This window comes from Duganella sp. CT11-25, assembly GCF_047302815.1.
In the GTDB taxonomy this organism is placed as follows: Bacteria; Pseudomonadota; Gammaproteobacteria; order Burkholderiales; family Burkholderiaceae_D; genus Rugamonas.
Genome location: NZ_JBKBFD010000001.1, coordinates 3,946,338 through 3,972,443 on the forward strand (window position 1 = coordinate 3,946,338; position 26,106 = coordinate 3,972,443).

A 26,106-nucleotide genomic window follows, 5' to 3' on the forward strand; every position below is an offset into this window, starting at 1 on the left:
TCCTTAGAACTTCAGACCGGCTTCGCGCGCGGCTTCTGCCAGCGCCTTCACACGGCCGTGGTAACGGAAACCGGAGCGGTCGAACGCGACTTCGGTAATCCCTGCTTTCAGTGCTTTTTCTGCGACGCGCTTGCCGACGATCGCGGCAGCAGCAGCGTTGCCGCCCTTGCCCGATTTGCCAGCCAGTTCGTTGCGCACTTCGACTTCTGCCGTGGACGCCGATACCAGTACTTTGGCATCCGGCGAGATCAGGTTCGCGTAGATATGCAGATTGGTGCGGTGTACCGACAGGCGGTTCACTTTCTGTTGCGCGATCTTGATCCGGGTTTGGCGTCCGCGGCGCAGACGTGATTCTTTCTTGTCCATCGTCAGCCCCTAGTTACTTCTTCTTGGTTTCTTTAATCTTAACCACTTCGTCCGCATAGCGAACGCCCTTGCCCTTGTAAGGCTCTGGGGAGCGGTAAGCGCGAACTTCAGCAGCCACTTGGCCCACTTGCTGACGGTCGATCCCTTTGATGATGATCTCCGTCGGCGTTGCGGTGGCGCAGGTGACGCCGGCTGGCATGGCGTGCACGACAGGGTGCGAGAAGCCCAGCGACAGGTTCAGCTTGTCGCCTTGCGCTTGCGCCTTGTAACCCACACCGACCAGGTTCAGCTTTTTCTCGAAACCCTTGGTCACGCCGGTGACCATGTTGTTGACCAGCGCGCGCAGCGTACCGGACATGGCATTGGCTTCGCGGCTGTCATTGGCGGCGACGAAGCTCAGGGTTCCTGCATTGTTTTCCACTTTGACCTGGCCGTTCAGGGCCTGGGTCAAGACGCCCAGCGGGCCCTTGACAGTGATCGCCTGTGCGGAGATGGCGACATCAGCGCCAGCTGGCACAGCGATTGGCATTTTAGCTACACGAGACATGTCTAACTCCTTATGCGACGTAGCAAATAACTTCGCCGCCGACACCGGTAGCGCGTGCTTTGCGGTCCGTCATGACGCCTTGCGGAGTCGACACGATCGCCACACCCAAGCCATTCATCACAGTAGGGATCTCGTCTTTGCCCTTGTAGACGCGCAGGCCCGGACGGGACACGCGCTCAAGGCGCTCAATGACGGGACGGCCAACATAATACTTCAAACCGATTTTCAGTTCCGCTTTGCCACCAGCTTCGGCAACCGCGAAATCTTCAATGTAACCCTCGTCCTTGAGGACGTTGGCAATCGCAATTTTGACTTTCGACGATGGCATGGCCACGGTCGTTTTTTGCACGCCCTGGGCGTTACGAATGCGGGTCAGCATATCGGCGATAGGATCGCTCATACTCATTGCATATTCTCCTATTACCAGCTTGCTTTAGTCATACCCGGGATCTCGCCACGCATGGCGAATTCACGGAGCTTGATACGGCCCAGACCGAATTTACGGAAGGTGCCGCGTGGACGACCGGTGACGGCGCAGCGGTTACGCTGGCGGGTCGGAGCCGAGTTACGTGGCAGCGCTTGCAGTTTCAGGCGCGCTTCGTAACGTTCTTCTTCGGTCTTCGACTGGTCGTCGATGATGGCCTTCAGCGAAGCGCGCTTGGCGGCGAATTTGTTCGCCAGGTCCACGCGTTTCTGCTCACGGTTAATCAGTGCGAGTTTTGCCATGATCTTCTTAGTTCCTGAACGGGAATTTAAAGGCGGCGAGCAGAGCTTTCGCTTCGTCGTCGGTCTTGGCGGTGGTGGTGATCGAAATGTTCATACCACGCAGCGCATCGATCTTGTCGTACTCGATTTCCGGGAAGATGATCTGCTCTTTGACACCGATGTTGTAGTTGCCGCGGCCATCGAACGAACGACCATTGACACCACGGAAATCGCGCACGCGCGGCAGGGCCACGGTGATGAAGCGATCCAGGAACTCGTACATGCGAGCGCCGCGCAGGGTGACCATGGTACCGATCGGGTAGCCTTCACGGATTTTGAAACCCGCGATAGCTTTGCGCGACTTGGTGGTCACCGGCTTTTGGCCGGCGATCTTGGTCAGGTCGCCGACGGCGTGTTCGAGGACTTTCTTGTCCGCGATTGCCTCACCGACACCCATGTTCAGGGTGATCTTGGTCAGGCGTGGTACTTCCATCACCGACTTGTAACCGAATTTCGCGGTCAGGTCAGCGACGACTTTATCTTTATAGAACTCTTGGAGACGTGCCATGATTTCTTAAGCCTTCACTACTTCGCCGGACGATTTAAAGACGCGGACTTTTTTGCCGTCCACTTCTTTGAAACCTACGCGGTCTGCCTTGCCAGACGCTGCATTGAACAACGCAACGTTGGACACGTGAATCGGCATAGTCTTGTCGACGATACCACCTTGTACGCCAGTCATTGGGTTAGGCTTGGTCGCTTTTTTGGCGACGTTGACACCCTCAACAACCACGTGCTCCGCATCTACACGACGCGAAACGACGCCACGCTTGCCCTTGTCTTTCCCGGTCAGAACGATGACTTCGTCGTTTTTACGAATCTTATCCATTACGACTCCTTACAGGACTTCCGGTGCCAGGGACACGATCTTCATGAACTTTTCAGTGCGCAGCTCGCGCGTCACTGGTCCAAAAATACGGGTACCGATCGGTTCCAGCTTGGCGTTCAACAGTACGGCGGCATTGCCGTCGAACTTCACCAGGGAACCGTCTTGGCGGCGAACACCTTTAGCGGTGCGCACTACCACGGCGTTATAAATTTCACCTTTTTTGACACGACCACGTGGCGCGGCAACCTTGATGGTTACCTTGATCACGTCGCCGATGCCAGCATAACGGCGCTTGGAGCCGCCCAATACCTTGATGCACATGACTTCTTTGGCACCGGTATTGTCGGCCACTTCGAGCCGGCTTTCAGTTTGAATCATAGTATTCTCTTTCCCAACTTAAGCCGAAGAATCCACACAATGCGGACCTGCGGTCAGTCTTGGTCCCGCCAGTGTGCTCAAGCAGAGCGCACTGTTTGGGTGCTTGACCTTCGTACTGCGACCGACCGCACGGTTCAGCGTCTGTGGCCAGACACTTTGCGGCGTTACATGAACGAAGCCCGCAAGTATTACATACAATTTGCGGGCTTGCAAGAACTAATTGAAAATCGCCCCCGGCCCGAAGACCGGAGGCGAGCAACTTCAATTAAACGATTTGCGCGGCTTGCACCACGCGCGTCACGGTCCATGCCTTCGTCTTGGAGATCGGACGACCTTCCACGATTTCCACCGTGTCACCGGCTTTCACCTGGTTGGTCTCGTCGTGCGCGTGATACTTGTTCGAGCGCACGATGATCTTGCCGTACAAAGGATGCTTGACGTGACGTTCGATCAGAACGGTAACGGTTTTGTCCATCTTGTCGGACACCACTTTACCGATCAGCGTGCGCTTGAGCGGCTTGTTCACTGTTTCGGTCATTTGGCTTCCTTGGTGTTCATTACCGTTTTTACACGTGCGATATCGCGACGTACCTTCTTGAGCTGCGAAGTGTTGCTCAGCTGCTGCGTTGCGATTTGCATGCGCAGGCCGAACTGTGCCTTCAACAGGTCATTCAGCTCTTTTTGCAGAGCTACCTGGTCTTTGCCGCGGAGTTCAGATGCTTTCATATTTCACTCCTGTTATTGGCCGACTTGACGGACCACGAACGTGGTCGCCAGCGGCAGTTTGGCAGCGGCCAGGCGGAATGCTTCGCGCGCCAGTTCTTCTGCGACGCCGTCCATTTCGTACAGGACTTTGCCCGGACGGATTTCAGCGACGTAGTATTCCGGATTACCCTTACCGTTACCCATACGGACTTCGGCAGGCTTGTTCGAAATCGGCTTGTCCGGGAAAACGCGGATCCAGATACGGCCGCCACGTTTGATGTGACGGGTCATGGCGCGACGTGCGGCTTCGATCTGACGTGCCGTGATACGACCACGGGCAACGGCTTTCAGGCCGAACTCACCGAACGACACCGAAGTGCCGGTGCCATGCGAAATGCCGGTGTTACGGCCTTTCTGCTCTTTACGATACTTTCTGCGTGCTGGTTGCAGCATGATTATTCTCCTGCTTTCTCGGCCGGCTTGGCGGCGCTGCGCACACGTGCTGCACCTGGAGCGGCTGGTTTGGCACCGGCACCGGCTGGACGCGGACGGCCAGCTGGTTTGCCGTCGTCACGACGTGGGCCACGTGGCTTCTTCTCGTCTGGTGGGGTATCGATGACTGGTGCGTCGCCGTTCGGCGCGCGGTCACCCTTGTATACCCATACCTTGACACCGATGATGCCGTAGGTGGTCGAAGCTTCGCTGGTGCCGTAGTCGATGTCGGCGCGCAGGGTGTGCAGTGGCACACGGCCTTCGCGATACCACTCTTTACGAGCGATTTCGATACCGTTCAGACGACCCGACGACATGATCTTGATGCCCAGGGCACCCAGACGCATGGCGTTTTGCATCGCACGCTTCATCGCGCGGCGGAACATGATGCGCTTTTCCAGCTGCTGGGCGATCGAATCGGCGATCAGCTGCGAGTCGATTTCCGGCTTGCGGATTTCTTCGATGTTGACGTGCACCGGCACGCCCATGATCTTGGTCAGCGCCGACTTCAGTACTTCGATGTCTTCGCCTTTTTTACCAATGACCACGCCCGGACGCGAGCTGTAGATCGTGAAGCGCGCGTTCTTGGCAGGACGCTCGATGACGATGCGGCCGACCGAAGCGTTCTTCAGCTTGGTTTTCAGGTAGGCGCGTGCTTTCAAATCTTCGTTGAGCATGGCAGCGAAGTTGCTGTTGCCTGCGTACCAACGCGATGCCCAGTTACGGGTAACCGACAGACGGAAGCCGGTTGGATGAATTTTTTGACCCATCTTTGGCTCCTTAGTTGCCTACGGTCACGTAAATGTGACACGATTGTTTCGAAATGCGATCACCCCGGCCTTTAGCGCGTGCAGTGAAGCGCTTCAGGATCGGACCCTTTTCGACGTAGATCGTTTTCACGAACAGTTCGTCGATGTCGGCGCCATCATTGTGCTCGGCGTTGGCGATAGCCGACTCCAGCACTTTCTTGATGATGGTCGCGCCCTTTTTTGGGCTGAATTGCAGAATGTTGAGTGCAGCGTCAACTTTCTTGCCGCGGATCTGGTCGGCCACGAGGCGACCTTTTTGATCCGACAGGCGCACACCCTTGAGGATAGCTTTGGTTTCCATTATTTCTTCGCCTTCTTGTCAGCGGCATGGCCCTTGAACGTGCGGGTCAGCGCGAATTCACCGAGCTTGTGACCAACCATGTTCTCGGAGACGTACACCGGCACGTGCAGCTTGCCGTTGTGAACAGCGATCGTCAGGCCGATGAAGTCAGGCATGATGGTCGAACGACGGGACCAGGTTTTGATTGGCTTTTTGTCTTTGGCAGCTTGCGCGGCTTCGACTTTTTTCACCAGGTGGGCGTCACAGAACGGCCCTTTTTTCAATGAACGAGTCATGTGCTACCCCTTATTTCTTGCCGCGGCGCGAGACGATCATGGAAGAAGTACGCTTGTTGCTGCGGGTCTTCTTACCCTTAGTCTGTTGGCCCCAAGGCGACACTGGATGACGACCAGCTGCAGTTTTACCTTCACCACCACCGTGCGGGTGATCGACCGGGTTCATGACCACACCGCGAACGGTAGGACGAACACCGCGCCAGCGCATGGCGCCGGCCTTACCGATTTTACGCAGGCTGTGTTCGGCATTGCCGACTTCACCCACGGTGGCACGGCACTCGATGTGCACGCGACGCACTTCACCCGAGCGCAGGCGCACTTGAGCGTAGGTGCCTTCGCGGGCCATCAGGACCACGCCGGCGCCGGCGGTACGGGCCATCTGGGCACCCTTACCTGGCAGCATTTCGACGCAGTGCATGACGGTACCGACCGGGATGTTGCGGATCGGCAGGCAGTTGCCCGACTTGATCGGCGCTTCCGAACCGTTCATCACGGTGTCGCCGACGCTCATGCCTTTGGTGGCGATGATGTACTGGCGCTCGCCGTCGGCGTAGCACAGCAGGGCGATATTCGCGGTGCGGTTAGGATCGTATTCGATCCGTTCCACTTTCGCTGGAATGCCATCCTTCTGACGCTTGAAGTCGATCAGGCGATAGTGCTGCTTATGACCGCCGCCGATGTGGCGGGTGGTGATGTGGCCGTTGTTGTTACGACCAGCAGTTTTCGATTTTTTCTCAACCAGGGCTGCGAACGGACGACCTTTGTACAGGTCCGGGTTCACAACTTTCACCATGCCGCGACGGCCTGGGGAGGTTGGCTTCATCTTAACGAGTGCCATTATTTAGCCTCCTCGGAGAAATTGATTTCCTGGCCAGGTTTCAGGCACACGAAAGCACGCTTGGTATGGTTGCGGCGGCCGGTGTGGGCACCGGAACGCTTCTGCTTACCTTCGCGGTTGACGGTCTGCACCGATTCCACTTCCACTTTGAACAGCAGTTCAACAGCGGCCTTGATTTCCGGCTTGGTCGCGTCGGTGGTTACACGGAACACGATCTGTTCGTTCTTTTCCGCGACCATGGTCGCTTTTTCGGAAATGACCGGAGCCAGCAGCACCTTCATCAGGCGCTCTTCGCTAAATTTCAATGCGCTCATGCCAGCATCTCCTCAATCTTGGCCAGTGCAGCCTTGGTGACCACGATCTTCTTGTAGAACACCAGGGACATTGGATCTGCGTGACGCGGTTCAACAACCAGGACGTTAGGCAGGTTGCGCGATGCCAGTTCCAGGTTTTCGTTGGCGACGTCGGTGATGATCAGTACCGAGTCAAAGCCCATGCCGGTCAGCTTTTGCGACAGCAGCTTGGTCTTTGGCGCTTCGATAGCGAAGTCTTCGACAACCACCAGGCGCTCTTCGCGCGCCAGCTGGGACAGGATCGAGCAGATACCTGCGCGATACATCTTCTTGTTCACTTTGTGGGTGAAGTTCTCGTCAGGCGAGTTCGGGAAGATGCGACCACCGCCGCGCCACAGTGGCGACGACGACATACCAGCACGAGCGCGGCCGGTACCTTTTTGGCGCCATGGCTTCTTGGTCGTGTGGTGGACTTCTTCACGGTCTTTTTGTTTACGGTTGCCGCTGCGAGCATTGGCTTGGTAAGCAACGACGACTTGGTGGATCAGGGCTTCGTTGTAGTCACGACCGAAAATGGTATCGGCGGCGGCGACGTTAGAGGCGGCTTGACCTTGAGCGTTCAAGAGCTTGAGTTCCATCGTTTAAGCTCCCTTCTTTGCTTTAACTTTGACAGCAGGCGAAACCACAACCTGGCCGTTTTTGGCGCCAGGGATCGCACCTTTGACCAGCAGCAGCTGACGGTCGGCGTCGATACGAGCGATTTCGAGGTTCTGCACGGTGCGGGTGACGTCACCGAGGTGACCGGTCATGCGCTTACCAGGGAACACGCGGCCTGGATCTTGCGCCATACCGATGGAACCTGGAACGTTGTGCGAACGGGAGTTACCGTGGGTCGCGCGACCCGAAGCAAAGTGGTGACGCTTGATGGTACCGGCATAGCCTTTACCGATCGTGACACCTTGCACGTCGATCTTTTGACCGACTTCGAACAGCGAAGCGGCAACAACGTCGCCAGCTTTCAGTTCAGCAGCTTTGGTAGCGTCGACGCGGAACTCTTTCAACAGAGTACCGGCTTCAACACCAGCTTTAGCGTGGTGACCAGCAACAGCCTTCGTTACGCGGGAAGCGCGACGTTGACCGAATGCGACCTGAACTGCGGAATAACCATCAGTTTCAGGAGTTTTGATTTGCGCAACACGGTTGTTCGATACGTCCAACACGGTGACAGGGATCGAATCCCCTTCATCCGTGAAGATGCGCATCATGCCAACCTTGCGACCGAGAAGGCCAAGGCTCATTTTTTCTCCAATTCCCACCTACGATTGGGCGGGGATATGTTGAACTACAAAATTAGTACGGACCAATAAAAAGATGAATCCATACCGAAGCCGGCTAGTGTAGCGCGAAAAAGGGGTTGACGCAACAACTTAGTTGGAGGTATGTCGCAGTTTTCCACCGCCGCCCGGGGCGGCCGCGCCGGGCTTTTTGTTAATTACAAAAAATAATAGTTAAATTTAGAATTTCCCATAGGAAATTACAAAATCAATATGCTAATCTTTATGGTAATTATTAGTTCCATATTGAAAGTTTCCTGTGGATAATTCGGCGCTTCGCCGGTGTCCATCCTTCCCTAAATAGAGAGCACCTATGTCGACCACCAGCACCGCCGTTGCCGCATCCCTGAACCCCACCGCCGCCGACAACCTGTCCATCACGCTGGACGCGCCGGCCATGACCTCGATCTCCGACTCCGGCGTCAGCAGCATCGACAATGTGACCCGGGTGACCAATCCGGTCTTTGCCGACACGGTGGCGGAGCTGGAATCGGCGCAGGGCTACACCATGACCCTGTTCGACGGCGCGGTCAGCGTGGGTTCGGCGGTGCTGGAGGGCGGCTCCTGGGCCATCGCCAGCGAGACGCTGGGCGACGGCGCGCACGCCATGAGCCTGGTGCTCACGGATCCGGACGGCAATGTGGTGGCCACCTCGCCGACGCAAGTGATCCAGATCATCACCCATGCCGTGGCGCCGTCGGCGCCGGTGCTGCTGGCCAGCTTCGACAGCGGCCTCTCCAACAGCGACCAGATCACCAACCTGCCGACGCTGCGCTTCAGCGGCACCGCCCCCGCCGGCTCGGCCATCAGCCTGTACGATGGAACGGTCAAGGTCGGCAGCGGCGTCGCGGACGCCCTGGGCAACTGGCAGGCGGTCAACGTCCTGCTCGGCAACGGCCAGCACAGCCTGACCGCCGTGGTCACCGATATCGCCGGCAACCAGTCGGCGCCATCGGCCGCGCTGCAGGTCACGGTGGACCGGGAAAGGCCGCAGGTGCTGGCGCTGAAACTGGACAGCGCGTCCGATACCGGCGCGAACACGGGCGACGGCGTCACCAGCAACGCGGCCCCGCTCGTCACCGGCACCACCGAGGCGGGCGCCACCGTCGTCTTGTCCGACGGCCAGACCCAGATCGGCACCGCGGTGGCCGACGCCCAAGGCAACTGGAGCATCGCCACCGCGCCGTTCACCGACGGCGCCCACACCCTGACGGTCAAGATCACCGATGTCGCCGGCAACACGGCCGCGCAATCGGGCACGCTGCTGGTCACCATCGACACCAAGGCGCCGCTGGTGCCCGGCGCACCGTTGCTGGCCACGCAGTCCGACAGCGGCCTGTCGCACGCGGACGGCATCACCAGCGTCGCCACGCCGCAGCTGAGCGGCAGCGCCGAAGCCGGCGCCACCGTCGCGCTGTTCGATGGCGAGCAGCAAGTGGGCAGCGCCGTCGCCAATGCCCAGGGCGTCTGGAGCACCACCACCTCGACCCTGGCCGACGGTGTGCACAACCTGACGGTCAAGGCCATCGACGCCGCCGGCAACGTCTCGCCCGCCTCGCCGGCGCTGGTGCTGACCATCGACAGTCTCGCCCCCGACGCGCCGTCCAGGCCGGACCTGCTGGCCGGCTCCGACAGCGGCAGCTCGGACAGCGACGACATCACCAACGTCACCCTGCCGGTGCTCACCGGCAGCGCCGAAGCGGGCGCGCGCGTGTCGCTGTACGACGGTGACACGCTGGTCGGCAGCGGCGTCGCCGACGCCGCCGGCAACTGGCAGATCGGCGTCACCGCCGCCCTGTCGAACGGCGTGCACGGCCTGACCGTGCAAGCGACCGACACGGCCGGCAACGTCTCGGCCAGGTCGCCCGTGCTCAACATCACCATCGACACCCGGGCCGCGGTGGCGCCGACCGACCTGGATTTGCGCAGCGGCGACGACAGCGGCGCATCCGACAGCGACAATCTCACCAACGTGACGGCGCCGACCGTGACAGGCAAGGCCGAAGCCGGCGCCTCGGTCACCCTGTTCGAAGGCGACACCAAGCTGGGCACCGCCGTGGCCGACGCCAGCGGCGCCTGGAGCATCACCAGCAGCGCGCTGGCCGACGGCGTGCACTACCTGACCGCCAGCACCAGCTCGCTGACCGGCACCGTGTCGCCGCTGTCGGCCGCACTGGCGATCACCATCGACACCCAGGCGCCGCCAGCCCTCGCCGCCCCGCTGCTGGCGCCGCAATCCGACAGCGGCCTGTCGGCCAGCGACGGCCTGACCAAGGTCGCCACGCCGCAACTGAGCGGCAGCGCCGAAGCCGGCGCCACCGTGGCGCTGTTCGACGGCGCGCTGCAAGTGGGCAGCGCCGTCGCCAATGCCCAGGGCGCCTGGAGCGCCACCACCTCGCCCCTGGCCGACGGCGTGCACAGCCTGACGGTCAAGCTCACCGACGCCGCCGGCAACGTCTCGGCCGCCTCGCCGGCGCTGGTGCTGACCATCGACAGCCTCGCCCCCGACGCGCCGTCCAGGCCCGACCTGCTGGCCGGCTCCGACAGCGGCACCTCCGACACCGACAACATCACCAGCGCCACCCTGCCGGTGCTTGCCGGCAGCGCCGAAGCGGGCACGCGCGTGTCGCTGTACGACGGCGACACGCTGGTCGGCAGCGGCGTCGCCGACGCCGCCGGCAACTGGCAGATCGGCGTCACCGCCGCCCTGTCGAACGGCGTGCACAGCCTGACCGCGCAAGCCACCGACGCCGCCGGCAACGTCTCGGCCAGGTCGCCGGCGCTCGACGTCACCGTCGACACCCGGGTGCCGGTCACGCCGACCGACCTGGACTTGAACGCCGAATCCGACCTCGGCCTGTCGAACAGCGACAACGTCACCAGCGTGACGGCACCGGTCGTGAGCGGCAAGGCCGAAGCCGGCGCCACGGTCAGCCTGTTCGAAGGCGACACCAAGCTGGGCACCGCCGTGGCCGACGCCAACGGCGCCTGGAGCATCACCAGCAGCGCGCTGGCCGACGGCGTGCACCACCTGACCGCCAGCACCAGCGCCCTGACCGGCGTGGTCTCGCAACCCTCGGCCGCGCTGGTGGTGACCATCGATACAGCGGCGCCGGCGGCGCCCGGCGCGCCGGTGCTGGAGACGCAGTCCGACAGCGGCCAGTCCAACACGGACGGCATCACCAACGCCGCCGCGCCCGTCCTGAGCGGCACCGCCGAGGCCGGCGCCACCGTGACGCTGTTCAACGGCGCCCTGCAGCTGGCCAGCACCGTGGCCGATGCCAACGGCGTCTGGCGCATCAGCGACAAGAGCTTCGACAACGGCGTGTACAACCTGACGGTCACCGCCACCGACCTGGCCGGCAATGTCTCCGCCGCCTCGCCGGCGCTGACGCTGACCATCGACAAGAGCGCGCCGGCCACACCGGGCAAACCCGACCTGCTGGCCAGCTCCGACCATGGCGTCTCCGACACCGACAACATCACCAATGTCGTGCTGCCGACGCTGGCCGGCCAGGCCGAAGCCAACGCCAGCGTGTCGCTGTACGACGGCGCCACCGTGGTGGGCAGCACCGTGGCCGACGCCGCCGGCAACTGGCAGATCACCGTCGCGCAGCCGCTGGCCAACGGCCCGCACAACCTGACCGTCAAGGCCACCGACGTCGCCGGCAACATCTCGGCCGCGTCCGAGACGCTGGTCGTCACGGTCACCAACGCCACGCTGACCGCGCCGGGCACGCCGGTCCTGGCGCCCGCCTCCGACAGCGGCGCCTCGAGCACCGATAAACTGACCAACGTCACCACCCCGCTGATCACCGGCACGGCCGCCGCCAACGCCACCGTGGCGCTGTATGACGGCGACACCGTGGTCGCCACCACCACCGCCAACGCGGCGGGCGCCTGGAGCGTCAGCACCAGCGCGCTGGCCGACGGCGTGCACAGCCTGACCGCCGGCGCGATCGATGTGGCGGGCAACGCCTCGCCGCTGTCGGCCCCGCTGGTGATCACCATCGACACCGCAGCCCCGGCCACGCCTGGCGCGCCGGCGCTCGACGCCGCGTCCGACAGCGGCCGCTCCAACACGGACGGCATCACCAACGACACCACGCCGACCGTCAGCGGCACCGCCGAAGCCGGCGCCACCGTCAAACTGTACGACGGCGCCACCCAGGTCGGCACCGCCGTGGCCGACACCGCAGGCGCCTGGAGCATCACCACCAGCGCGCTGGCGGCGGGCGCGCACAGCCTGACGGTCAAGGCCACCGACCTCGCCGGCAACGTCTCCGCCGCCTCGCCGGCGCTGGCGCTCACCATCGACACCAGCGCGCCGGCGGCGCCGGGCGCGCCCGACCTGCTGACCGCGTCCGACAGCGGCGTCTCCAACGTCGACAACCTCACCAACGTCGTGCTGCCGACCATCACCGGCAAGGCCGAGGCCAACGCCAGCGTCTCGCTGTTCGACGGCACCACCCTGATCGGCACCGGCCTGGCCGACGCCAGCGGCAACTGGCAGATCACGGTCACGCAAGCGCTGGCCAACGGCGTGCACAGCCTGACCGCCCAGGCCGCCGATGCGGCAGGCAACCTGTCGGTCAAGTCCACCGCGCTCAGCATCACCATCGACACCACCCCGCTGGCCGCGCCGGCCGCGCTGGACCTGGCCACCGCGTCCGACAAGGGCGTGTCGACCAGCGACAACATCACCAACCTGGCCACGCCGACCATCGGCGGCACCTCGGCCGCCAGCGCCACCGTCAACCTGTATGACGGCGACACGCTGGTCGGCACCGCCGTCGCCAACACTTCTGGCGTCTGGAGCATCGCCAGCAGCACGCTGGCCGACGGCGTGCACCACCTGACCGCGCGCACCGTCGACCCGGCGGGCAACCTCTCGGCGCCGTCCACCGAACTGCTGGTGACCATCGACACCGCAGCGCCGGCGGCGCCGGCCGTGCCGGTGCTCGATCCATTGTCCGACAGCGGCAGCTCCAGCACGGACGGACTCACCAAGGACACCACGCCGACGCTGAGCGGCACCGCCGAAGCCGGCGCCACCGTGAAAGTGTTCGACGGCGTCACGCAGGTGGGCACCGTCGTCGCCAACGCCGACGGCGTCTGGAGCCTCACCACCAGCGCGCTGGCGGCGGGCGTGCACAGCCTGACCGCCACCGCCACCGATGTCGCCGGCAACATCAGCGCCGCCTCGCCGGCGCTGACGGTCACGGTCGATATCGCGGCCGTGGCGCCAAGCGCGCTCGATCTGGTCACCGCCTCCGACAGCGGCGCCTCCAGCACCGACAACCTTACCAACGTCGTGCTGCCGACCATCGCCGGCAAGGCCGAGGCCAACTCCAGCGTCTCGCTGTTCGACGGCACCACCCTGATCGGCACCACCGTGGTCGACGCCAGCGGCAACTGGCAGATCACGGCGACGCAGCCGCTGACCGACGGCACCCACAGCCTGACCGCCCAAGCCACCGACGCGGCGGGCAACCTGTCGGCCAAGTCCAGCGCGCTCAGCGTCACCATCGACACCACGCCGCTGGCCGCGCCAACCGCGCTGGACCTGGCGACCGCGTCCGACAAGGGCGTATCGACCAGCGACAACATCACCAACGTGGCCACGCCCACCATCTCCGGCAACGCCACCGCCGGCGCCACCGTCAACCTGTATGACGGCGACACCTTGATCAAAACGATGACCGCCGATGTCGATACCGGCGTCTGGAGCGTCGTCACCGGCACGCTGGCCGACGGCGTGCACCACCTGACCGCGCGCACCGTCGATCCGGCGGGCAACCTGTCCCCGCCATCGGCCGAGCTGGTGGTGACGATCGATACCGTCGCGCCGGCGGCGCCTGGCGTGCCGCTGCTCAGCGCCGCTTCCGACAGCGGCAACTCCACTGCGGACGGCATCACCAACGACACCACGCCGACCGTGAGCGGCACCGCCGAAGCCGGCGCCACCGTCAAGCTGTACGACGGCACCACGCAAGTGGGCACCGCCGTGGCCAACGCCGAAGGCACCTGGAGCATTACCTCCAGCGCGCTGGCGGCGGGCGCGCACAGCCTGACGGTCAAGGCCACCGATGTGGCAGGCAACGTCTCCGCCGCTTCGCCGGTGCTGGCGATCACCGTCGACACCTCGTCGACCACACCGAGCGCGCTCGATCTGGTCACCGCCTCCGACAGCGGCATCTCCAGCACCGACAACCTTACCAACGTCGTGCTGCCGACCATCGCCGGCAAGGCCGAAGCCAACGCCAGCGTCTCGCTGTTCGACGGCACCACGCTGATCGGCACCGGCCTGGCCGACGCCGGCGGCAACTGGCAGATCACGTCGACGCAGGCACTGGCCGACGGCGTACACAGCCTGACCGCGCAAGCCACCGACGTCGCCGGCAACCTGTCGGTCAAGTCCACCGCGCTCAGCGTCACCATCGACACCACCCCGCTGGCCGCGCCGGCCGCGCTGGACCTGGCGACCGCGTCCGACAAGGGCGTGTCGACCAGCGACAACATCACCAACCTGGCCACGCCGACCATCGGCGGCACCTCGGCCGCCAGCGCCACCGTCAACCTGTACGACGGCGACGTCAAGGTCGGCACCGCCGTCGCCAACACCTCCGGCGTCTGGAGCATCGTCACCAGCACGCTGGCCGACGGCGTGCACCACCTGACCGCCGTTACCGTCGACCCGGCGGGCAACGTCTCGGCGCCTTCGGCCGAGCTGGTGGTGACCATCGATACGGTCGCGCCGGCGGCGCCGGGCGTGCCCGTGCTCGATCCATTGTCCGACAGCGGCAACTCCAACGCCGACGGCATCACCAACGACACCACGCCGACGCTGAGCGGCACCGCCGAAGCCGGCGCCACCGTGAAAGTGTTCGACGGCGCCACGCAAGTGGGCACCACCGTGGCCAACGCCGAGGGCGCCTGGAGCCTCACCACCAGCGCGTTGGCGGCGGGCGTGCACAGCCTGACGGTGACCGCCACCGACGTCGCCGGCAACATCAGCGCCGCCTCGCCGGCGCTGGCGCTCACCGTCGATATCGCGGGCGTGGCGCCAAGCGCGCTCGATCTGGTCACCGCCTCCGACAGCGGCATCTCCAGCACCGACAACCTCACCAATGTCGTGCTGCCGACCATCGCCGGCAAGGCCGAAGCCAACGCCAGCGTCTCGCTGTTCGACGGCACCACGCTGATCGGCACCGGCCTGGCCGACGCCAGCGGCAACTGGCAGATCACGTCGACGCAGGCACTGGCCGACGGCGTACACAGCCTGACCGCGCAAGCCACCGATGTCGCCGGCAACCTGTCGGTCAAGTCCACCGCGCTCAGCGTCACCATCGACACGACGCCGCTGGCCGCGCCGGCCGCGCTGGATCTGGCGACCGCGTCCGACAAGGGCGTGTCGACCAGCGACAACATCACCAACCTGGCCACGCCGACCATCGGCGGCACCTCGGCCGTCAGCGCCACTGTCAACCTGTATGACGGCGACATCAAGGTCGGCACCGCCGTCGCCAACACCTCCGGCGTCTGGAGCATCGTCACCAGCACGCTGGCCGACGGCGTGCATCACCTGACCGCCGTTACCGTCGACCCGGCGGGCAACGTCTCGGCACCTTCGGCCGAGCTGGTGGTGACCATCGATACGGTCGCGCCGGCGGCGCCGGGCGTGCCCGTGCTCGATCCATTGTCCGACAGCGGCAACTCCAACGCCGACGGCATCACCAACGACACCACGCCGACGCTGAGCGGCACCGCCGAAGCCGGCGCCACCGTGAAAGTGTTCGACGGCGCCACGCAAGTGGGCACCACCGTGGCCAACGCCGAGGGCGCCTGGAGCCTCACCGCCAGCGCGCTGGCGGCGGGCGTGCACAGCCTGACGGTGACCGCCACCGACGTCGCCGGCAACATCAGCGCCGCCTCGCCGGCGCTGGCGCTCACCGTCGATATCGCGGGCGTGGCGCCAAGCGCGCTCGATCTGGTCACCGCCTCCGACAGCGGCATCTCCAGCACCGACAACCTCACCAACGTCGTCCTGCCAACCATCGCCGGCAAGGCCGAGGCCAACGCCAGTGTCTCGCTGTTCGACGGCGCCACGCTGATCGGCACCGGCCTGGCCGATGCCAGCGGCAACTGGCAGATCACGTCGACGCAGGCACTGGCCGACGGCGTACACAGCCTGACCGCGCAAGCCACCGATGTCGCCGGCAACCTGTCGGTCAAGTCCACCGCGCTCAGCGTCACCATCGACACCACCCCGCTGGCCGCGCCGGCCGCGCTGGACCTGGCGACCGCGTCCGACAAGGGCGTGTCGACCAGCGACAACATCACCAACCTGGCCACGCCGACCATCGGCGGCACCTCGGCCGTCAGCGCCACTGTCAACCTGTATGACGGCGACATCAAGGTCGGCACCGCCGTCGCCAACACCTCCGGCGTCTGGAGCATCGTCACCAGCACGCTAGCCGACGGCGTGCATCACCTGACCGCCGTTACCGTCGACCCGGCGGGCAACGTCTCGGCGCCTTCGGCCGAGCTGGTCGTGACCATCGATACGGTCGCGCCGGCGGCGCCTGGCGTGCCCGTGCTCGACGCCGCATCCGACAGCGGCCGTTCCAATACGGACGGTATCACCAACGACACCACGCCGACCGTCAGCGGCACCGCCGAAGCCGGCGCCACCGTGGCGCTGTTCGACGGCGCCACGCAAGTGGGCACCGCCGTGGCCAACACCGAAGGCGCCTGGAGCATCACCGCCAGCGCGCTGGCGGCGGGTGCCCACAGCCTGACCGTCAAGGCCACCGACCTCGCCGGCAACGTCTCCGCCGCCTCGCCGGCGCTGACGATCACCATCGACACCAGCGCGCCCGCCGCGCCGACCGCGGTCGACCTGCTGACCGCCTTCGACGCCGGCGCGTCCAGCAGCGACAACATCAGCAACGTCGTGCTGCCGACCATCTCCGGCAAGGCCGAAGCCAACGCCAGCGTCTCGCTGTTCGATGGCGCGACGCTGATCGGCACCGCCCTGGCCGACGCCAGCGGCAACTGGCAGATCGCCGTCACCCAGCCGCTGGCCGACGGCGTGCACGGCCTGACCGCGCAAGCCACCGACATCGCCGGCAACCTGTCGGTCAAGTCCACCGCGCTCAGCGTCACCATCGACACGGCCGCGCCGCTCGCGCCGGCCGCACTCGACCTGGTGGCCGCGTCCGACAAGGGCGTGTCCAACACCGACAACCTGACCAACCTGGCCACGCCTAGCGTGACCGGCACGGCCGAAGCGGGTTCCACCGTCACACTGTATGACGGCGATACCAAGCTCGGTTCGGTCGTGGCCAGCAGCTCCGGCGTCTGGACCATCGCCAGCAGCAAACTGAGCGACGGCGTGCATCACCTGACCGCCAGCGCCACTGATGTGGCGGGCAACGTATCGACATTGTCGGGCGAACTGGTGGTGACCATCGACACGGTCGCGCCGGCGACGCCGGGCGCACCGGTGCTCGATCCATTGTCCGACACCGGCAGCTCCAGCACGGACGGCATCACCAACGACACCACGCCGACGCTGAGCGGCACGGCCGAAGCCGGCGCCACCGTGGCGCTGTTCGACGGTAGCACGCAAGTGGGCACCGCCGTGGCCGACAACGCAGGCGCCTGGAGCATCACCTCCAGCGCCCTGGCGGCGGGTGCGCACAGCCTGACGGTCAAGGCCACCGACGCCGCCGGCAACCTGTCGGCGGCGTCGGCGGCGCTGGCGATCACCATCGACACCACAGCCCCGGCCCTGCCTACCCTGCTCGACCTGCTGGCGACCTCCGACAGCGGCAGCTCCAGCACCGACAACCTCACCAACGTCGTGCTGCCTACGCTGTCGGGCAAGGCCGAAGCCAACGCCAACGTCTCGCTGTACGACGGTACGACGCTGGTCGGCAGCGGCGTGGCCAATGCCAGCGGCGTCTGGCAGATCACGCTGAGCCAGCCACTGGCCGATGGCGTGCACGGCTTGAGCGCGCAGGCGACCGACGCCGCCGGCAACAGCTCGGCCAAGACCGCCGTGCTGAACGTGACCATCGACGCCACCGCGCCGGACTCGCCGTCCGGCCTGGACTTGGCGACCGCATCCGACAAGGGCGTGTCGAGCACCGACAACATCACCAACCTGGCCACGCCTACCATCACCGGCAACGCGGCCGCCGGCGCGGTGGTCTCCGTGTTCGACGGTGGCGTCAAGCTCGGCACGGCGACCGCCAACGCTTCCGGCGTATGGAGCTACGTCACCGGCACCCTGACCGATACCGTGCACCACCTGACCGCCAGCACGGTCGATCTGGCGGGCAATCTCTCCGCGCCATCGGCGGCGCTGGACGTGACCATCGACACCAAGCTGGCGGTCAGCGCGGCCAATCTGGCCGACGCCTCGGACAGCAACGTCAATACCGACAACGTGACGAATGTCGCGCAGCCGGTCTTCACCGGCACGGCCGATGCCGGGGCCACCGTCAGCGTCTACGACGGCACCAAGCTGCTCGGCTCGACGCTGGCCGGCGCGGACGGCACCTGGTCGTTCACCAGCACCACGCTGGCGGATGGCGTCCACAGCATCATCACCAAGGCCACCGACCTGGCCGGCAACGCCGCCACCGGCGCCACCTTGAGCGTCACCATCGATACCGTGGCGCCGGTACTCACCGATGGCAACGCCAACGCCAATTTCGCCAATACGGGCGCGGCCGCCAACAGCACGGTCGGCGTCACGGTCAGCGGTGCCGGCAGCGGCGCCACCTACGCCCTGCTGTCCAATCCGGGCAACCTGTTCGCCATCGACAGCAACGGCGTCATCACCATGCCGAACAGCGCGCTGCTGACCCCGGGTGCGCACGACGTCACGGTACAAGCCACCGACAAGGCCGGCAACGTCGGCGCCAGCGTGGTATTTACCATTGACACCAATACCGCACCGACCATCTCGTCCATCGCCAATGTGACGACCAAGGAAGACATCCGTTCGACGGCGCTGTCATTCACCGTCGGCGACAGCGAGAGCGATCCGGGCGCACTGACGCTGAGCGGCAGTTCCGCCCATGGAACCGTCAGCTTCGCCGGCAGCGGCGCCAACCGCACCGTTGTCTTCAATCCGGACGCCGATTGGTATGGCACGACCAGCGTCTCCGTCACGGTGAGGGATCCGGGCGGCATGACGGCGACCACCAGTTTCACGGCCACGGTCACGTCGGTCGACGACCAGTCCACGCCGCAGAGCGACGTCGTCAACGGTATCGAGCACGGCGCGGCAAGCGCGACCAAGGCCACGCTGTTGTCCAACGACACCGATATCGATTCGTCCCCACCAAGCTCGATCATATCGCTGACCAACATCAGCGGCGGCACGGCGTCCCTCAGCGGCAGCAACGTGGTCTTTACCGCTGGCTCGACGGCCCACGGCCTGGGACACTACCAGTACACCGTCGCGGACGGCGGCGTCGGCGACGTCTGGGTGAAACTGAACCCGGTGACGGACAGCGACTACAGCCATGAAATTCAGCAAATGTATGTCGGCTACTTCAACCGCCCCGCCGACCAGGGCGGCTTGAGTGGCAAGCTGGCGCTGATCGCCAACATGTCGGCCCCGGATCGCAAGGCGGCATTGGACGCCATGGGCGCGGAATTTGTCGGGTCGCCGGAGTACCTCAACACCTGGGGCGGTCTGAGCGATGAAGCCGTGGTCAGGGCCGTGTACCACAACCTGTTCGGCCGCGACGGGGCGGGCGTCGCCCAATCAGAGATCGATTACTGGGTCGCGCGACTGACCACGGGGGCCGACCTGACGCGCGCCAGCCTGGTGTGGAATATGGCGGATAGCGCGCAAAATTCCGACATCGCCACGACCCTCAACAAAACCCTGGTCGCCCAATACTTCACGGATCAGATGAGCACCGTGCAAAACGCCAACTACATCAATGGCGCGAGCACGGTGGTGACCAACTATCTGGACGGGGTGACCTCGGACAACAGCACCGTCATCACGGCCGCCGAAAACACCGCCAGCACCATCGTCGCGGCAACCGGCGTCGCCAAGACGTCCGGCGGCACCGTCATGGCGGCGCAGCACATCGCCACCGATGCCGTCGTGGTGACGCTGCAGGGCACGAGCGGCGCCGACCAGTTCGTGCTGAACCAGCAGGCGGACCAGCTCAAGGTGCTGAACTTCTCCAGCGCCGAGGGCGACCATCTGCTGCTGCAGCGCGCCTTGAACGGCCTGACCTTCACCACCGCGGCCGACGTGCTGGCGCACAGCCATGTCGATGGCGGCAACACGGTGATCGACCTGGGCGAGGGGCATGCGGTGACGCTGGTTGGCGTGACCGTGCTGACCGCCGCCGACATCGTCCTGGTCGGCTAAGCGGGGCGGCGGCGCCGGCTGGACAGCGCCGCCGCTGCGCGGCTCACTGCGCGGGGATGTGGATGCGGGCCTTGACGTGTTTCAGGTTGGCGACGATGGTGAAGGTCATGATCACCAGCAGCGACCACGAGCTCCATTTGCTGACGTGGACCGCCGACCAGGCCCCCATCTGGTTCGGGTAGCGCCAGATGCCCCAGAAGGTGCTGATGTTTTCCGCCAGCCAGATGAAGAAGCCGGTCAGCACAAAGCCCAGCAGCAGCGGCATGCTGCGCGCACGGTCCAGCGGCCGGAACACGACGGTGGTGCGGGCGTACAGGCCCAGCGCGCAGGCCGCCAGGTACCAGCGGTAGTCGCCGATATAGTGATGGGTAAAGAAGTTGGCATAGATAAGCAAGGCGATCAGCGCCGCCATCCAGTGCGGCGGGTGATGCCTGATATGCAAATCCAGCAGGCGCCACGCCTGGATGATATAGCTGCCGACCGCCGCATACATGAAGCCGGAGAACAGCGGCACGCCGAACAGCTTGGTATAGGCGAAGTCCGGGTAGCTCCACGACTGGATGGCGCCCGAGGTCTTGAACACCTCCAGCGCGAAGCCGACCACGTGGAACAGGCTGACCGCCTTCAGCTCATCCCAGGTCTCCAGCCCGGACCACACCATCCACGCCTGGATGCCGAGCGCGGCCACCAGCAGCACGTCATAGCGCGGCACGCCGAACAGGCCGGCGCGCGGCACCAGGAACACCGAGGCAAAGAACAGCGCGACAAACAGGCAGGCGCGCGCCTCCTTGATGCCGAAATACCAGAATTCCATCAGGAAGCGCGCCGGTCCGCGCAGGCCGGGACGGGCGCTGCCGTCCAGCAAATGGGTGTCTAAGGTCGCGAGCATGGTTCCACTCTACCGGCCCGCGTCCCTAGTGTCCAGCCTGGTAACTTATAGCTGCGGCGCCCGGCAATACTGGCGGATATAGTCCGGGTGCGACGGCAGCTGGGCGACCACCGCGTTCACCGACGACTTGATGCCGTTGAGGAACTGCGCCAGCTCCTGGTCGCCCATGCGGTCGGCGATCGGGTGGTAGCGCTGCGGCAGGATGCCCTGCCCCAGCATCACCTGGATCCACGAATTTTCCGCGAACAGCTCGTTCTGCTCGCGGAACACCCGGCCCGTCTCGTGGAACAGCTCGATGCGGTGGCGCAGCGAGGCCGGCACGTCCAGCGCGCGGCAGTCGCGCCAGAACTGCGTGTCTTCGCGGTTGGTCACGTGGTAGTGCAGGATGATGAAGTCGCGGATGTGTGCCACTTCGGTCGCGGTCTGCTGGTTGTATTCGTCGATGTCGCTCTGGCAGATGCCGGCGCCGGGGAACATCTGCAGCAGGCGGATCAGGCCGCGCTGGATCAGGTGGATGCTGGTCGATTCGATCGGTTCCAGGAAGCCGCTGGACAAGCCGATCGCCACGCAGTTGCCGACCCAGGTCTGGCGCCGCTGTCCCGGCGTGAAGCGGATCGGGCGCGGCTGCATCAACGGTTCGCCGGCCAGGTTGGACATCAGCGTGGCGCGCGCCGTGTCGTCGTCGGTGTGACGGCTGGAATACACCATGCCGTTGCCGACGCGGTGCTGCAGCGGAATGCGCCATTGCCAGCCGGCGTCGTGCGCGATCGAGCGCGTCAGCGGCGGCACCGCGCCGGTCGACGCGGTCTGCACCGCCAGCGCGCTGTCGCAGAACAGCCAGTGCGACCAGTCTTCATATTCGACGCCCAGCGTCTCGCCGATCAGCAGCCCGCGGAAGCCGGAGCAGTCGATGAACAGGTCACCTTCGATCCGCGCGCCGTCGGCCAAGGTCAGCGACTGGATGTGGCCGCTTTCCGCATCGCGGTTGACCGCGACGATCTTGCCCTCGACGCGCCTGGCGCCCAGCGGCTCGCTGAACTTGCGCAGGAACTTGGCGTACAGGCCGGCGTCCAGGTGGTAGGCGTAGTTCATGCCGTTGTCCGGCAGGTGGGCGAAGCGGCCCAGCTGCGAGGCCTTCAGTTCGCGGCAATAGTCGCCGTAGTCGCCGGCCACGCCGCGCGCCACGCCCTTGCGCCAGAAGTGCTGGAAGCCCGCCGTCCAGTGGTCGGTGCCGGTGGTGCCGAAGGAGTGGATGTAGTCCTGCTTGACGTCGCGCCAGTTTTCAAAGCTGATGCCCAGCTTGAAGGTGGCTTGCGTGGCCGCCATGAATTCGGCCTCGTTCAGCTCCAGCAGGTTGTGGAAGGTGATCATGGTCGGAATGGTGGCTTCGCCGACGCCGACCGTGCCGATCTCGTCGGACTCGATCAGGGTCAGGTCGATGACCTTGCCCAGCGTCTTGGACAGGGCGGCGGCGGCCATCCAGCCGGCCGTGCCGCCGCCGGCGATGACCACGCGGCGGACTGGTTTGTTCGATGCATCCATGTTGGTTTCCTTAGCGGTTCATGCGGTTGAGGATCTGGCTGCGCAGCGCGCGCGCGCTGGCGTCGTCGAGCGGCGCCAGCACCCGCCGCGCGGCCGGAGGGATGTGCGCCGCCTCGCTGCCGTCGCTGTCGAAGACGTAGTGGCGGAACTGTTCCCGCCACGCCGCGCGCTGGTCCGGCGGCAGGTCGCGCATGGTCATCAGCGCCAGCATCAGCGTGGTGGTCGGCGTATCCATGTGGCCCGGCGACTGCCGCCACCAGTAGTTGACCAGCACGTTGAACGGCGTCAGCGCCTCGACGTGATGCCACCACATCGAGGGGATGAAGATGGCGTCGCCCGCATCCAGCTCGGCCGACCGGGCCTGCTCCAGCGCATCGGCGAAGCGCGGGAAGCGCTCGAAGTCGGGCCGCTGCAGGTCCACCAGGCTGATGGGCTGCCCGGCCGGCGTGAAGTCGAGCGGGCCGATGTACAGGTTGCTCAGCTGCCCGGGCGGGAACAGCGTAAAGCGGCGGCGCCCGGCCGCCACGCAGGCGATGTTGTCCGGCAAGTCATAGTGGGCGGCGATGCGGGTCTGGTTGCCCAGCCAGATGCTGACGTAGGGCTGGCGCCCGCCGAGGTCGAGATCGTTCTCGGCGCGCAGTCCCGGCAGCGCCAGGTCGACCTCGGTCGAGCCGACGTAGATGGCCGGTGGCCGCTGGTCCTCGCGGTGCGCCTCCAGCTCGTCCAGCACGCCGCCGAGGCCGGTGCGCACGTTGGCGAAGTTGAAGCCGCTGAGGTCTTCGTTGTAGAAGAAGCGCCCGTCGATGTCCGGCGCGCCCAGCATGGCCACCACCTTCTCGCCGCGATAGTGGCGGCGCAGGTAGTCGCTGGCCGCCCGCTGCGACGTCCGGCCGGCCTTGACCAGCGGCCAGTCGGCGGCCAGGCCGCGCAGGATCAGCGGTTCGGTCGAGGTCAGCAGCGCGTCGCCCAGCTGGCGCGGGCCGACCCCTGTGATTTCGCGTATCGGCTTAACCATGGGCGGCGATGGCGCGCTGCTTGCGCTCGATCAGGCCACGGAAGTTGGACAGCGAGGCCATCGCCATGTAGATCGATTGCAGGTGGCCGGCGCGGTTCAGGCTTTCCAGCGCGGTGCCGGACAGGTGCAGCAGCTTGTCCTCGTTGATGGTGTGGAAGCCGTACAGGCGGTTCTGCGAGCCGTCCTCCAGCGCGATGTCGGCGACGAACGATTCCAGCAAGTCATGCTCGCGCAGCGCGGCGATCAGGGCCGGCGTGCTCTGCAAGCCTTCGTGGATGTGCAGCAGCATCGAGGTGGTGCGCTCCAGATAGGGCGTGACGCCGCCGAACGCCAGGAACAGCGCCTCGCCGGCGCTGCGGCTCAGGCGCGGACTGTCGAGGTCGACATGGACGTTGAGCTGCTCGCCGGAGCGGCCGATCAGGAACGGCAGGCGCTCGATCGCCAGCGGCACATAGCCGGCATCCCAGCCCTGCGGGCCCAGGTAGAGGTTCTCGCCCTCCTGGAAACCGAGCAGCGCCACCGGCTCGAAACCGGCGGCATCGTCGATCTGGCGGAACACGATCGGATAGTGCGCCTGCAAGTCGCGGAACTCGGCCGGGAAGGTGGCGCAGGTCATGACGTTGTCGCCGTACCGGGCACCGCGCTCGGTGATGACGCGCAGGGCCTGATGGTCGACGTTGTTGAGCATTACGATATGGGTCATGGGAAGTCGTGTCGGTTGTGATCAGCGCTGCGGCAGGCCGTGGCGCTTGATGTGGGTAATCAGTTCGCGGTTGCCGGGCAGGCCGGCCAGCATCTTGCGGGTCAGCTCCTGCGCTTCGCGGAAATAGGCGTCGGCCAGCGCGGGCAGGTCGGAGCGGCGGCGGCCGTCGCCGTAGTCGGTGTCGAAGCCCATGCCGTACAACACGTACTGATAGCTGGCGGCCGGGAATACCTCCTCGATGCGCTGCAGGTCGTAGCGCGACGGCGGCTGGTGCCGCCACAATGCCAGCAGCTCCCGCAGGCGCGGCGGGATCGAGGCGGCGGCGCGGTTGTCGCGCCAGTAGCTGGTATCGTCGCGCTTGCTGAGCACATAGTGCAGCTTGAGGAAATCGATCACCCGTTCCCAGCGGTAGCGGAAGCTGTCGTTGAAGCGCTGCGCGGCGAGCTCCATGGCGGCGCGGTTGGCCGGCATGGCGTCGGCCAGCATCGCCGCCGACAGCTCGACCATCGCCAGCGCGGACGCCTCCAGCGGTTCGAGGAAGCCGGCCGACTGGCCGATGGCCACGCAGTTGCGGTGCCAGGAGTGCTCGCGATAGCCGGGCTGGAACGACAGCTTGCGCGGCGTCGGCAAGTCCTGCGGGCCGCCGGTCTGGCGCACATAGGCGTGCAGCGCGCGCTCGGCCTGCTCGTCGGTGGCGTGCGCGCTGGAATACACATAGCCGATGCCGCGCCGGGTCGGCAGGCCGATGTCCCAGATCCAGCCATGCGCCTGCGCGGTCGACAGCGTCTGCGAGGCGATCGGGCTGTTATCGTCGGGATAGGCTTGCTGCAAGGCCATCGCGCTGTCGTTGAACAGGATGTGCTGCTGCGACAGCAAGGGCACGCCGTAGTGCTGGCCCAGCAGCAGCGATTGCGCGCCGGTGCAGTCGATGAACAGGTCGGCCTCGATGGCGCCGTTCAGCCGCGTCTGCAGCGAGGCGATGTCGCCGTTCTCATGCGAGTGCACCGCCGTCACATGGTCGACGATCCGCCTCACGCCCAGGCGCTCGGTGCAGTGCCGGCGCAGGAACACGCCGAACTTGCCGGCGTCGAGGTGGTAGCCGTAGTTGGACACGGCCGCGTATTCCGGCGTGACGGCCTGCTTGGGCGCCCGGCCGTGCAAGCACAGCTGCGGCTGGAAGCTGACCAGGTCGGCAAAGGCGGCGTCGGGGCGGACCTGCCGCCAGCGCGCCGCCAGGTTGGCTTCGCCGTAGCCCTGCGGCACGACGAAGGGATGGAAATAGTGGTCGTCCTCGCTGTCGTCGACCCAGCGGTTGAAGCGCGAGCCCTGCTTGAAGGAAGCGTCGCATTCGCGGAAGAAGTCGGTTTCGGAGACGCCGATGCGGGACAGCGTATCGCGCATGCTGGGCCAGGTGCCCTCGCCGACGCCGATCGGCGCCACGTCGGGCGATTCCAGCAGCGTCACGCGCAGCCGCGCGCCGGGATGGGCCGCGTGCTCGGCGGCGATGACGCCGGCGCTCAGCCAGCCGGCCGAGCCCCCGCCGACAATCACAATGTGTTGTAGCTCTTGCGTACTCATTGCGTACTGATCCTGTTCTCTCAAAAAAAAACAGG

Annotated in this window: 23 protein-coding genes; 1 reads left to right on the forward strand and 22 read right to left on the reverse strand. The window is 65.2% G+C overall.

The window, feature by feature from the left end:
- Positions 1 to 3: 3 nt before the first annotated feature.
- From rplR to rplC, 17 genes are all read right to left on the reverse strand, one after another.
- A complete protein-coding gene (rplR, locus tag ACEN9F_RS16950) occupies positions 4 to 366 on the reverse strand; it encodes a 50S ribosomal protein L18 (protein WP_090325886.1) in 363 nt (120 codons plus the stop codon).
- A gap of 13 nt (positions 367 to 379) precedes the next feature.
- Positions 380 to 913, reverse strand: coding sequence for a 50S ribosomal protein L6 (gene rplF / locus ACEN9F_RS16955; protein WP_413421518.1), 534 nt, complete (start codon positions 911 to 913; stop codon positions 380 to 382).
- A gap of 10 nt (positions 914 to 923) precedes the next feature.
- Positions 924 to 1,319, reverse strand: a complete 396-nt coding sequence (gene rpsH, locus ACEN9F_RS16960; RefSeq protein WP_008444325.1) for a 30S ribosomal protein S8 — start codon at positions 1,317 to 1,319, stop codon at positions 924 to 926.
- A 14-nt stretch (positions 1,320 to 1,333) separates the two neighbouring features.
- Positions 1,334 to 1,639, reverse strand: coding sequence for a 30S ribosomal protein S14 (gene rpsN, locus ACEN9F_RS16965; protein WP_056404282.1), 306 nt, complete (start codon positions 1,637 to 1,639; stop codon positions 1,334 to 1,336).
- A gap of 7 nt (positions 1,640 to 1,646) precedes the next feature.
- On the reverse strand, positions 1,647 to 2,186 hold the full coding sequence (gene rplE, locus ACEN9F_RS16970) for a 50S ribosomal protein L5 (protein ID WP_090325878.1): 540 nt from the start codon (positions 2,184 to 2,186) through the stop codon (positions 1,647 to 1,649).
- Positions 2,187 to 2,192: 6 nt separating this feature from the next.
- Complete coding sequence (gene rplX, locus ACEN9F_RS16975; RefSeq protein ID WP_209723690.1) at positions 2,193 to 2,507, reverse strand: 50S ribosomal protein L24; 315 nt, start codon at positions 2,505 to 2,507, stop codon at positions 2,193 to 2,195.
- A 9-nt stretch (positions 2,508 to 2,516) separates the two neighbouring features.
- The gene (rplN, locus tag ACEN9F_RS16980) at positions 2,517 to 2,885 is read right to left on the reverse strand and encodes a 50S ribosomal protein L14 (protein WP_099789560.1); all 369 of its coding nucleotides are present in this window, start codon (positions 2,883 to 2,885) and stop codon (positions 2,517 to 2,519) included.
- 265 nt (positions 2,886 to 3,150) lie between these two features.
- Positions 3,151 to 3,423 (reverse strand): 30S ribosomal protein S17, encoded by a 273-nt coding sequence (rpsQ, locus tag ACEN9F_RS16985; protein WP_166097829.1) that lies wholly within the window; start codon positions 3,421 to 3,423, stop codon positions 3,151 to 3,153.
- Positions 3,420 to 3,611: a 50S ribosomal protein L29 gene (gene rpmC / locus ACEN9F_RS16990; RefSeq protein ID WP_019923486.1), complete on the reverse strand. Its 192-nt coding sequence runs from the start codon at positions 3,609 to 3,611 to the stop codon at positions 3,420 to 3,422. Before rpmC ends, rpsQ begins: the two co-directional genes overlap by 4 nt.
- Positions 3,612 to 3,623: 12 nt before the next feature.
- On the reverse strand, positions 3,624 to 4,043 hold the full coding sequence (gene rplP / locus ACEN9F_RS16995) for a 50S ribosomal protein L16 (RefSeq protein ID WP_019923487.1): 420 nt from the start codon (positions 4,041 to 4,043) through the stop codon (positions 3,624 to 3,626).
- A gap of 2 nt (positions 4,044 to 4,045) precedes the next feature.
- Positions 4,046 to 4,852: a 30S ribosomal protein S3 gene (gene rpsC, locus ACEN9F_RS17000; protein WP_413421522.1), complete on the reverse strand. Its 807-nt coding sequence runs from the start codon at positions 4,850 to 4,852 to the stop codon at positions 4,046 to 4,048.
- Positions 4,853 to 4,862: 10 nt separating this feature from the next.
- A complete protein-coding gene (rplV, locus tag ACEN9F_RS17005) occupies positions 4,863 to 5,195 on the reverse strand; it encodes a 50S ribosomal protein L22 (RefSeq protein ID WP_176362469.1) in 333 nt (110 codons plus the stop codon).
- Positions 5,192 to 5,467: a 30S ribosomal protein S19 gene (rpsS, locus tag ACEN9F_RS17010; protein ID WP_008444295.1), complete on the reverse strand. Its 276-nt coding sequence runs from the start codon at positions 5,465 to 5,467 to the stop codon at positions 5,192 to 5,194. The genes rplV and rpsS overlap by 4 nt, the downstream gene beginning before the upstream one ends.
- A gap of 10 nt (positions 5,468 to 5,477) precedes the next feature.
- Positions 5,478 to 6,305, reverse strand: a complete 828-nt coding sequence (gene rplB / locus ACEN9F_RS17015) for a 50S ribosomal protein L2 (RefSeq protein ID WP_008444293.1) — start codon at positions 6,303 to 6,305, stop codon at positions 5,478 to 5,480.
- Positions 6,305 to 6,619 carry a 50S ribosomal protein L23 gene (rplW, locus tag ACEN9F_RS17020; protein WP_008444291.1) on the reverse strand — a complete coding sequence of 105 codons (315 nt, stop codon included), beginning with the start codon at positions 6,617 to 6,619 and terminating at the stop codon, positions 6,305 to 6,307. The genes rplB and rplW overlap by 1 nt, the downstream gene beginning before the upstream one ends.
- The gene (rplD, locus tag ACEN9F_RS17025; protein ID WP_413421525.1) at positions 6,616 to 7,236 is read right to left on the reverse strand and encodes a 50S ribosomal protein L4; all 621 of its coding nucleotides are present in this window, start codon (positions 7,234 to 7,236) and stop codon (positions 6,616 to 6,618) included. The genes rplW and rplD overlap by 4 nt, the downstream gene beginning before the upstream one ends.
- A gap of 3 nt (positions 7,237 to 7,239) precedes the next feature.
- Positions 7,240 to 7,896, reverse strand: a complete 657-nt coding sequence (rplC, locus tag ACEN9F_RS17030; protein ID WP_090325842.1) for a 50S ribosomal protein L3 — start codon at positions 7,894 to 7,896, stop codon at positions 7,240 to 7,242.
- Between the two features lie 349 nt (positions 7,897 to 8,245).
- Here rplC and ACEN9F_RS17035 point away from each other — a divergent pair, with 349 nt between their 5' ends.
- Positions 8,246 to 20,344: an Ig-like domain-containing protein gene (locus ACEN9F_RS17035; RefSeq protein WP_413421527.1), complete on the forward strand. Its 12,099-nt coding sequence runs from the start codon at positions 8,246 to 8,248 to the stop codon at positions 20,342 to 20,344.
- 43 nt (positions 20,345 to 20,387) lie between these two features.
- Here ACEN9F_RS17035 and ACEN9F_RS17040 read toward each other — a convergent pair whose 3' ends face one another.
- Genes ACEN9F_RS17040 through ACEN9F_RS17060 form a run of 5 tightly spaced genes read right to left on the reverse strand, consistent with a single transcriptional unit; the run spans position 20,388 to position 26,071 of the window.
- Positions 20,388 to 21,233 (reverse strand): DUF817 domain-containing protein, encoded by an 846-nt coding sequence (locus ACEN9F_RS17040; RefSeq protein WP_413421529.1) that lies wholly within the window; start codon positions 21,231 to 21,233, stop codon positions 20,388 to 20,390.
- 45 nt (positions 21,234 to 21,278) lie between these two features.
- Complete coding sequence (locus ACEN9F_RS17045) at positions 21,279 to 22,775, reverse strand: tryptophan halogenase family protein (RefSeq protein WP_413421531.1); 1,497 nt, start codon at positions 22,773 to 22,775, stop codon at positions 21,279 to 21,281.
- A gap of 10 nt (positions 22,776 to 22,785) precedes the next feature.
- Entirely contained in the window at positions 22,786 to 23,790 is a 1,005-nt protein-coding gene (locus tag ACEN9F_RS17050; RefSeq protein WP_413421533.1) for a cupin-like domain-containing protein, read from the reverse strand.
- On the reverse strand, positions 23,783 to 24,493 hold the full coding sequence (locus tag ACEN9F_RS17055; protein ID WP_413421535.1) for a SapC family protein: 711 nt from the start codon (positions 24,491 to 24,493) through the stop codon (positions 23,783 to 23,785). Before ACEN9F_RS17055 ends, ACEN9F_RS17050 begins: the two co-directional genes overlap by 8 nt.
- 21 nt (positions 24,494 to 24,514) lie before the next feature.
- Positions 24,515 to 26,071, reverse strand: coding sequence for a tryptophan halogenase family protein (locus ACEN9F_RS17060; RefSeq protein WP_413421537.1), 1,557 nt, complete (start codon positions 26,069 to 26,071; stop codon positions 24,515 to 24,517).
- Between the last annotated feature and the right edge of the window lie 35 nt (positions 26,072 to 26,106).

What these genes read in the sequence shown, in the direction of transcription:
- rplR (WP_090325886.1), bottom strand. Translation starts at nt 366, where the DNA reads ATGGACAAGAAAGAATCACGTCTGCGCCGCGGACGCCAAACCCGGATC.
- rplF (WP_413421518.1), bottom strand. Translation starts at nt 913, where the DNA reads ATGTCTCGTGTAGCTAAAATGCCAATCGCTGTGCCAGCTGGCGCTGAT.
- rpsH (WP_008444325.1), bottom strand. Translation starts at nt 1,319, where the DNA reads ATGAGTATGAGCGATCCTATCGCCGATATGCTGACCCGCATTCGTAAC.
- rpsN (WP_056404282.1), bottom strand. Translation starts at nt 1,639, where the DNA reads ATGGCAAAACTCGCACTGATTAACCGTGAGCAGAAACGCGTGGACCTG.
- rplE (WP_090325878.1), bottom strand. Translation starts at nt 2,186, where the DNA reads ATGGCACGTCTCCAAGAGTTCTATAAAGATAAAGTCGTCGCTGACCTG.
- rplX (WP_209723690.1), bottom strand. Translation starts at nt 2,507, where the DNA reads ATGGATAAGATTCGTAAAAACGACGAAGTCATCGTTCTGACCGGGAAA.
- rplN (WP_099789560.1), bottom strand. Translation starts at nt 2,885, where the DNA reads ATGATTCAAACTGAAAGCCGGCTCGAAGTGGCCGACAATACCGGTGCC.
- rpsQ (WP_166097829.1), bottom strand. Translation starts at nt 3,423, where the DNA reads ATGACCGAAACAGTGAACAAGCCGCTCAAGCGCACGCTGATCGGTAAA.
- rpmC (WP_019923486.1), bottom strand. Translation starts at nt 3,611, where the DNA reads ATGAAAGCATCTGAACTCCGCGGCAAAGACCAGGTAGCTCTGCAAAAA.
- rplP (WP_019923487.1), bottom strand. Translation starts at nt 4,043, where the DNA reads ATGCTGCAACCAGCACGCAGAAAGTATCGTAAAGAGCAGAAAGGCCGT.
- rpsC (WP_413421522.1), bottom strand. Translation starts at nt 4,852, where the DNA reads ATGGGTCAAAAAATTCATCCAACCGGCTTCCGTCTGTCGGTTACCCGT.
- rpsS (WP_008444295.1), bottom strand. Translation starts at nt 5,467, where the DNA reads ATGACTCGTTCATTGAAAAAAGGGCCGTTCTGTGACGCCCACCTGGTG.
- rplB (WP_008444293.1), bottom strand. Translation starts at nt 6,305, where the DNA reads ATGGCACTCGTTAAGATGAAGCCAACCTCCCCAGGCCGTCGCGGCATG.
- rplW (WP_008444291.1), bottom strand. Translation starts at nt 6,619, where the DNA reads ATGAGCGCATTGAAATTTAGCGAAGAGCGCCTGATGAAGGTGCTGCTG.
- rplD (WP_413421525.1), bottom strand. Translation starts at nt 7,236, where the DNA reads ATGGAACTCAAGCTCTTGAACGCTCAAGGTCAAGCCGCCTCTAACGTC.
- rplC (WP_090325842.1), bottom strand. Translation starts at nt 7,896, where the DNA reads ATGAGCCTTGGCCTTCTCGGTCGCAAGGTTGGCATGATGCGCATCTTC.
- ACEN9F_RS17035 (WP_413421527.1), top strand. Translation starts at nt 8,246, where the DNA reads ATGTCGACCACCAGCACCGCCGTTGCCGCATCCCTGAACCCCACCGCC.
- ACEN9F_RS17040 (WP_413421529.1), bottom strand. Translation starts at nt 21,233, where the DNA reads ATGCTCGCGACCTTAGACACCCATTTGCTGGACGGCAGCGCCCGTCCC.
- ACEN9F_RS17045 (WP_413421531.1), bottom strand. Translation starts at nt 22,775, where the DNA reads ATGGATGCATCGAACAAACCAGTCCGCCGCGTGGTCATCGCCGGCGGC.
- ACEN9F_RS17050 (WP_413421533.1), bottom strand. Translation starts at nt 23,790, where the DNA reads ATGGTTAAGCCGATACGCGAAATCACAGGGGTCGGCCCGCGCCAGCTG.
- ACEN9F_RS17055 (WP_413421535.1), bottom strand. Translation starts at nt 24,493, where the DNA reads ATGACCCATATCGTAATGCTCAACAACGTCGACCATCAGGCCCTGCGC.
- ACEN9F_RS17060 (WP_413421537.1), bottom strand. Translation starts at nt 26,071, where the DNA reads ATGAGTACGCAAGAGCTACAACACATTGTGATTGTCGGCGGGGGCTCG.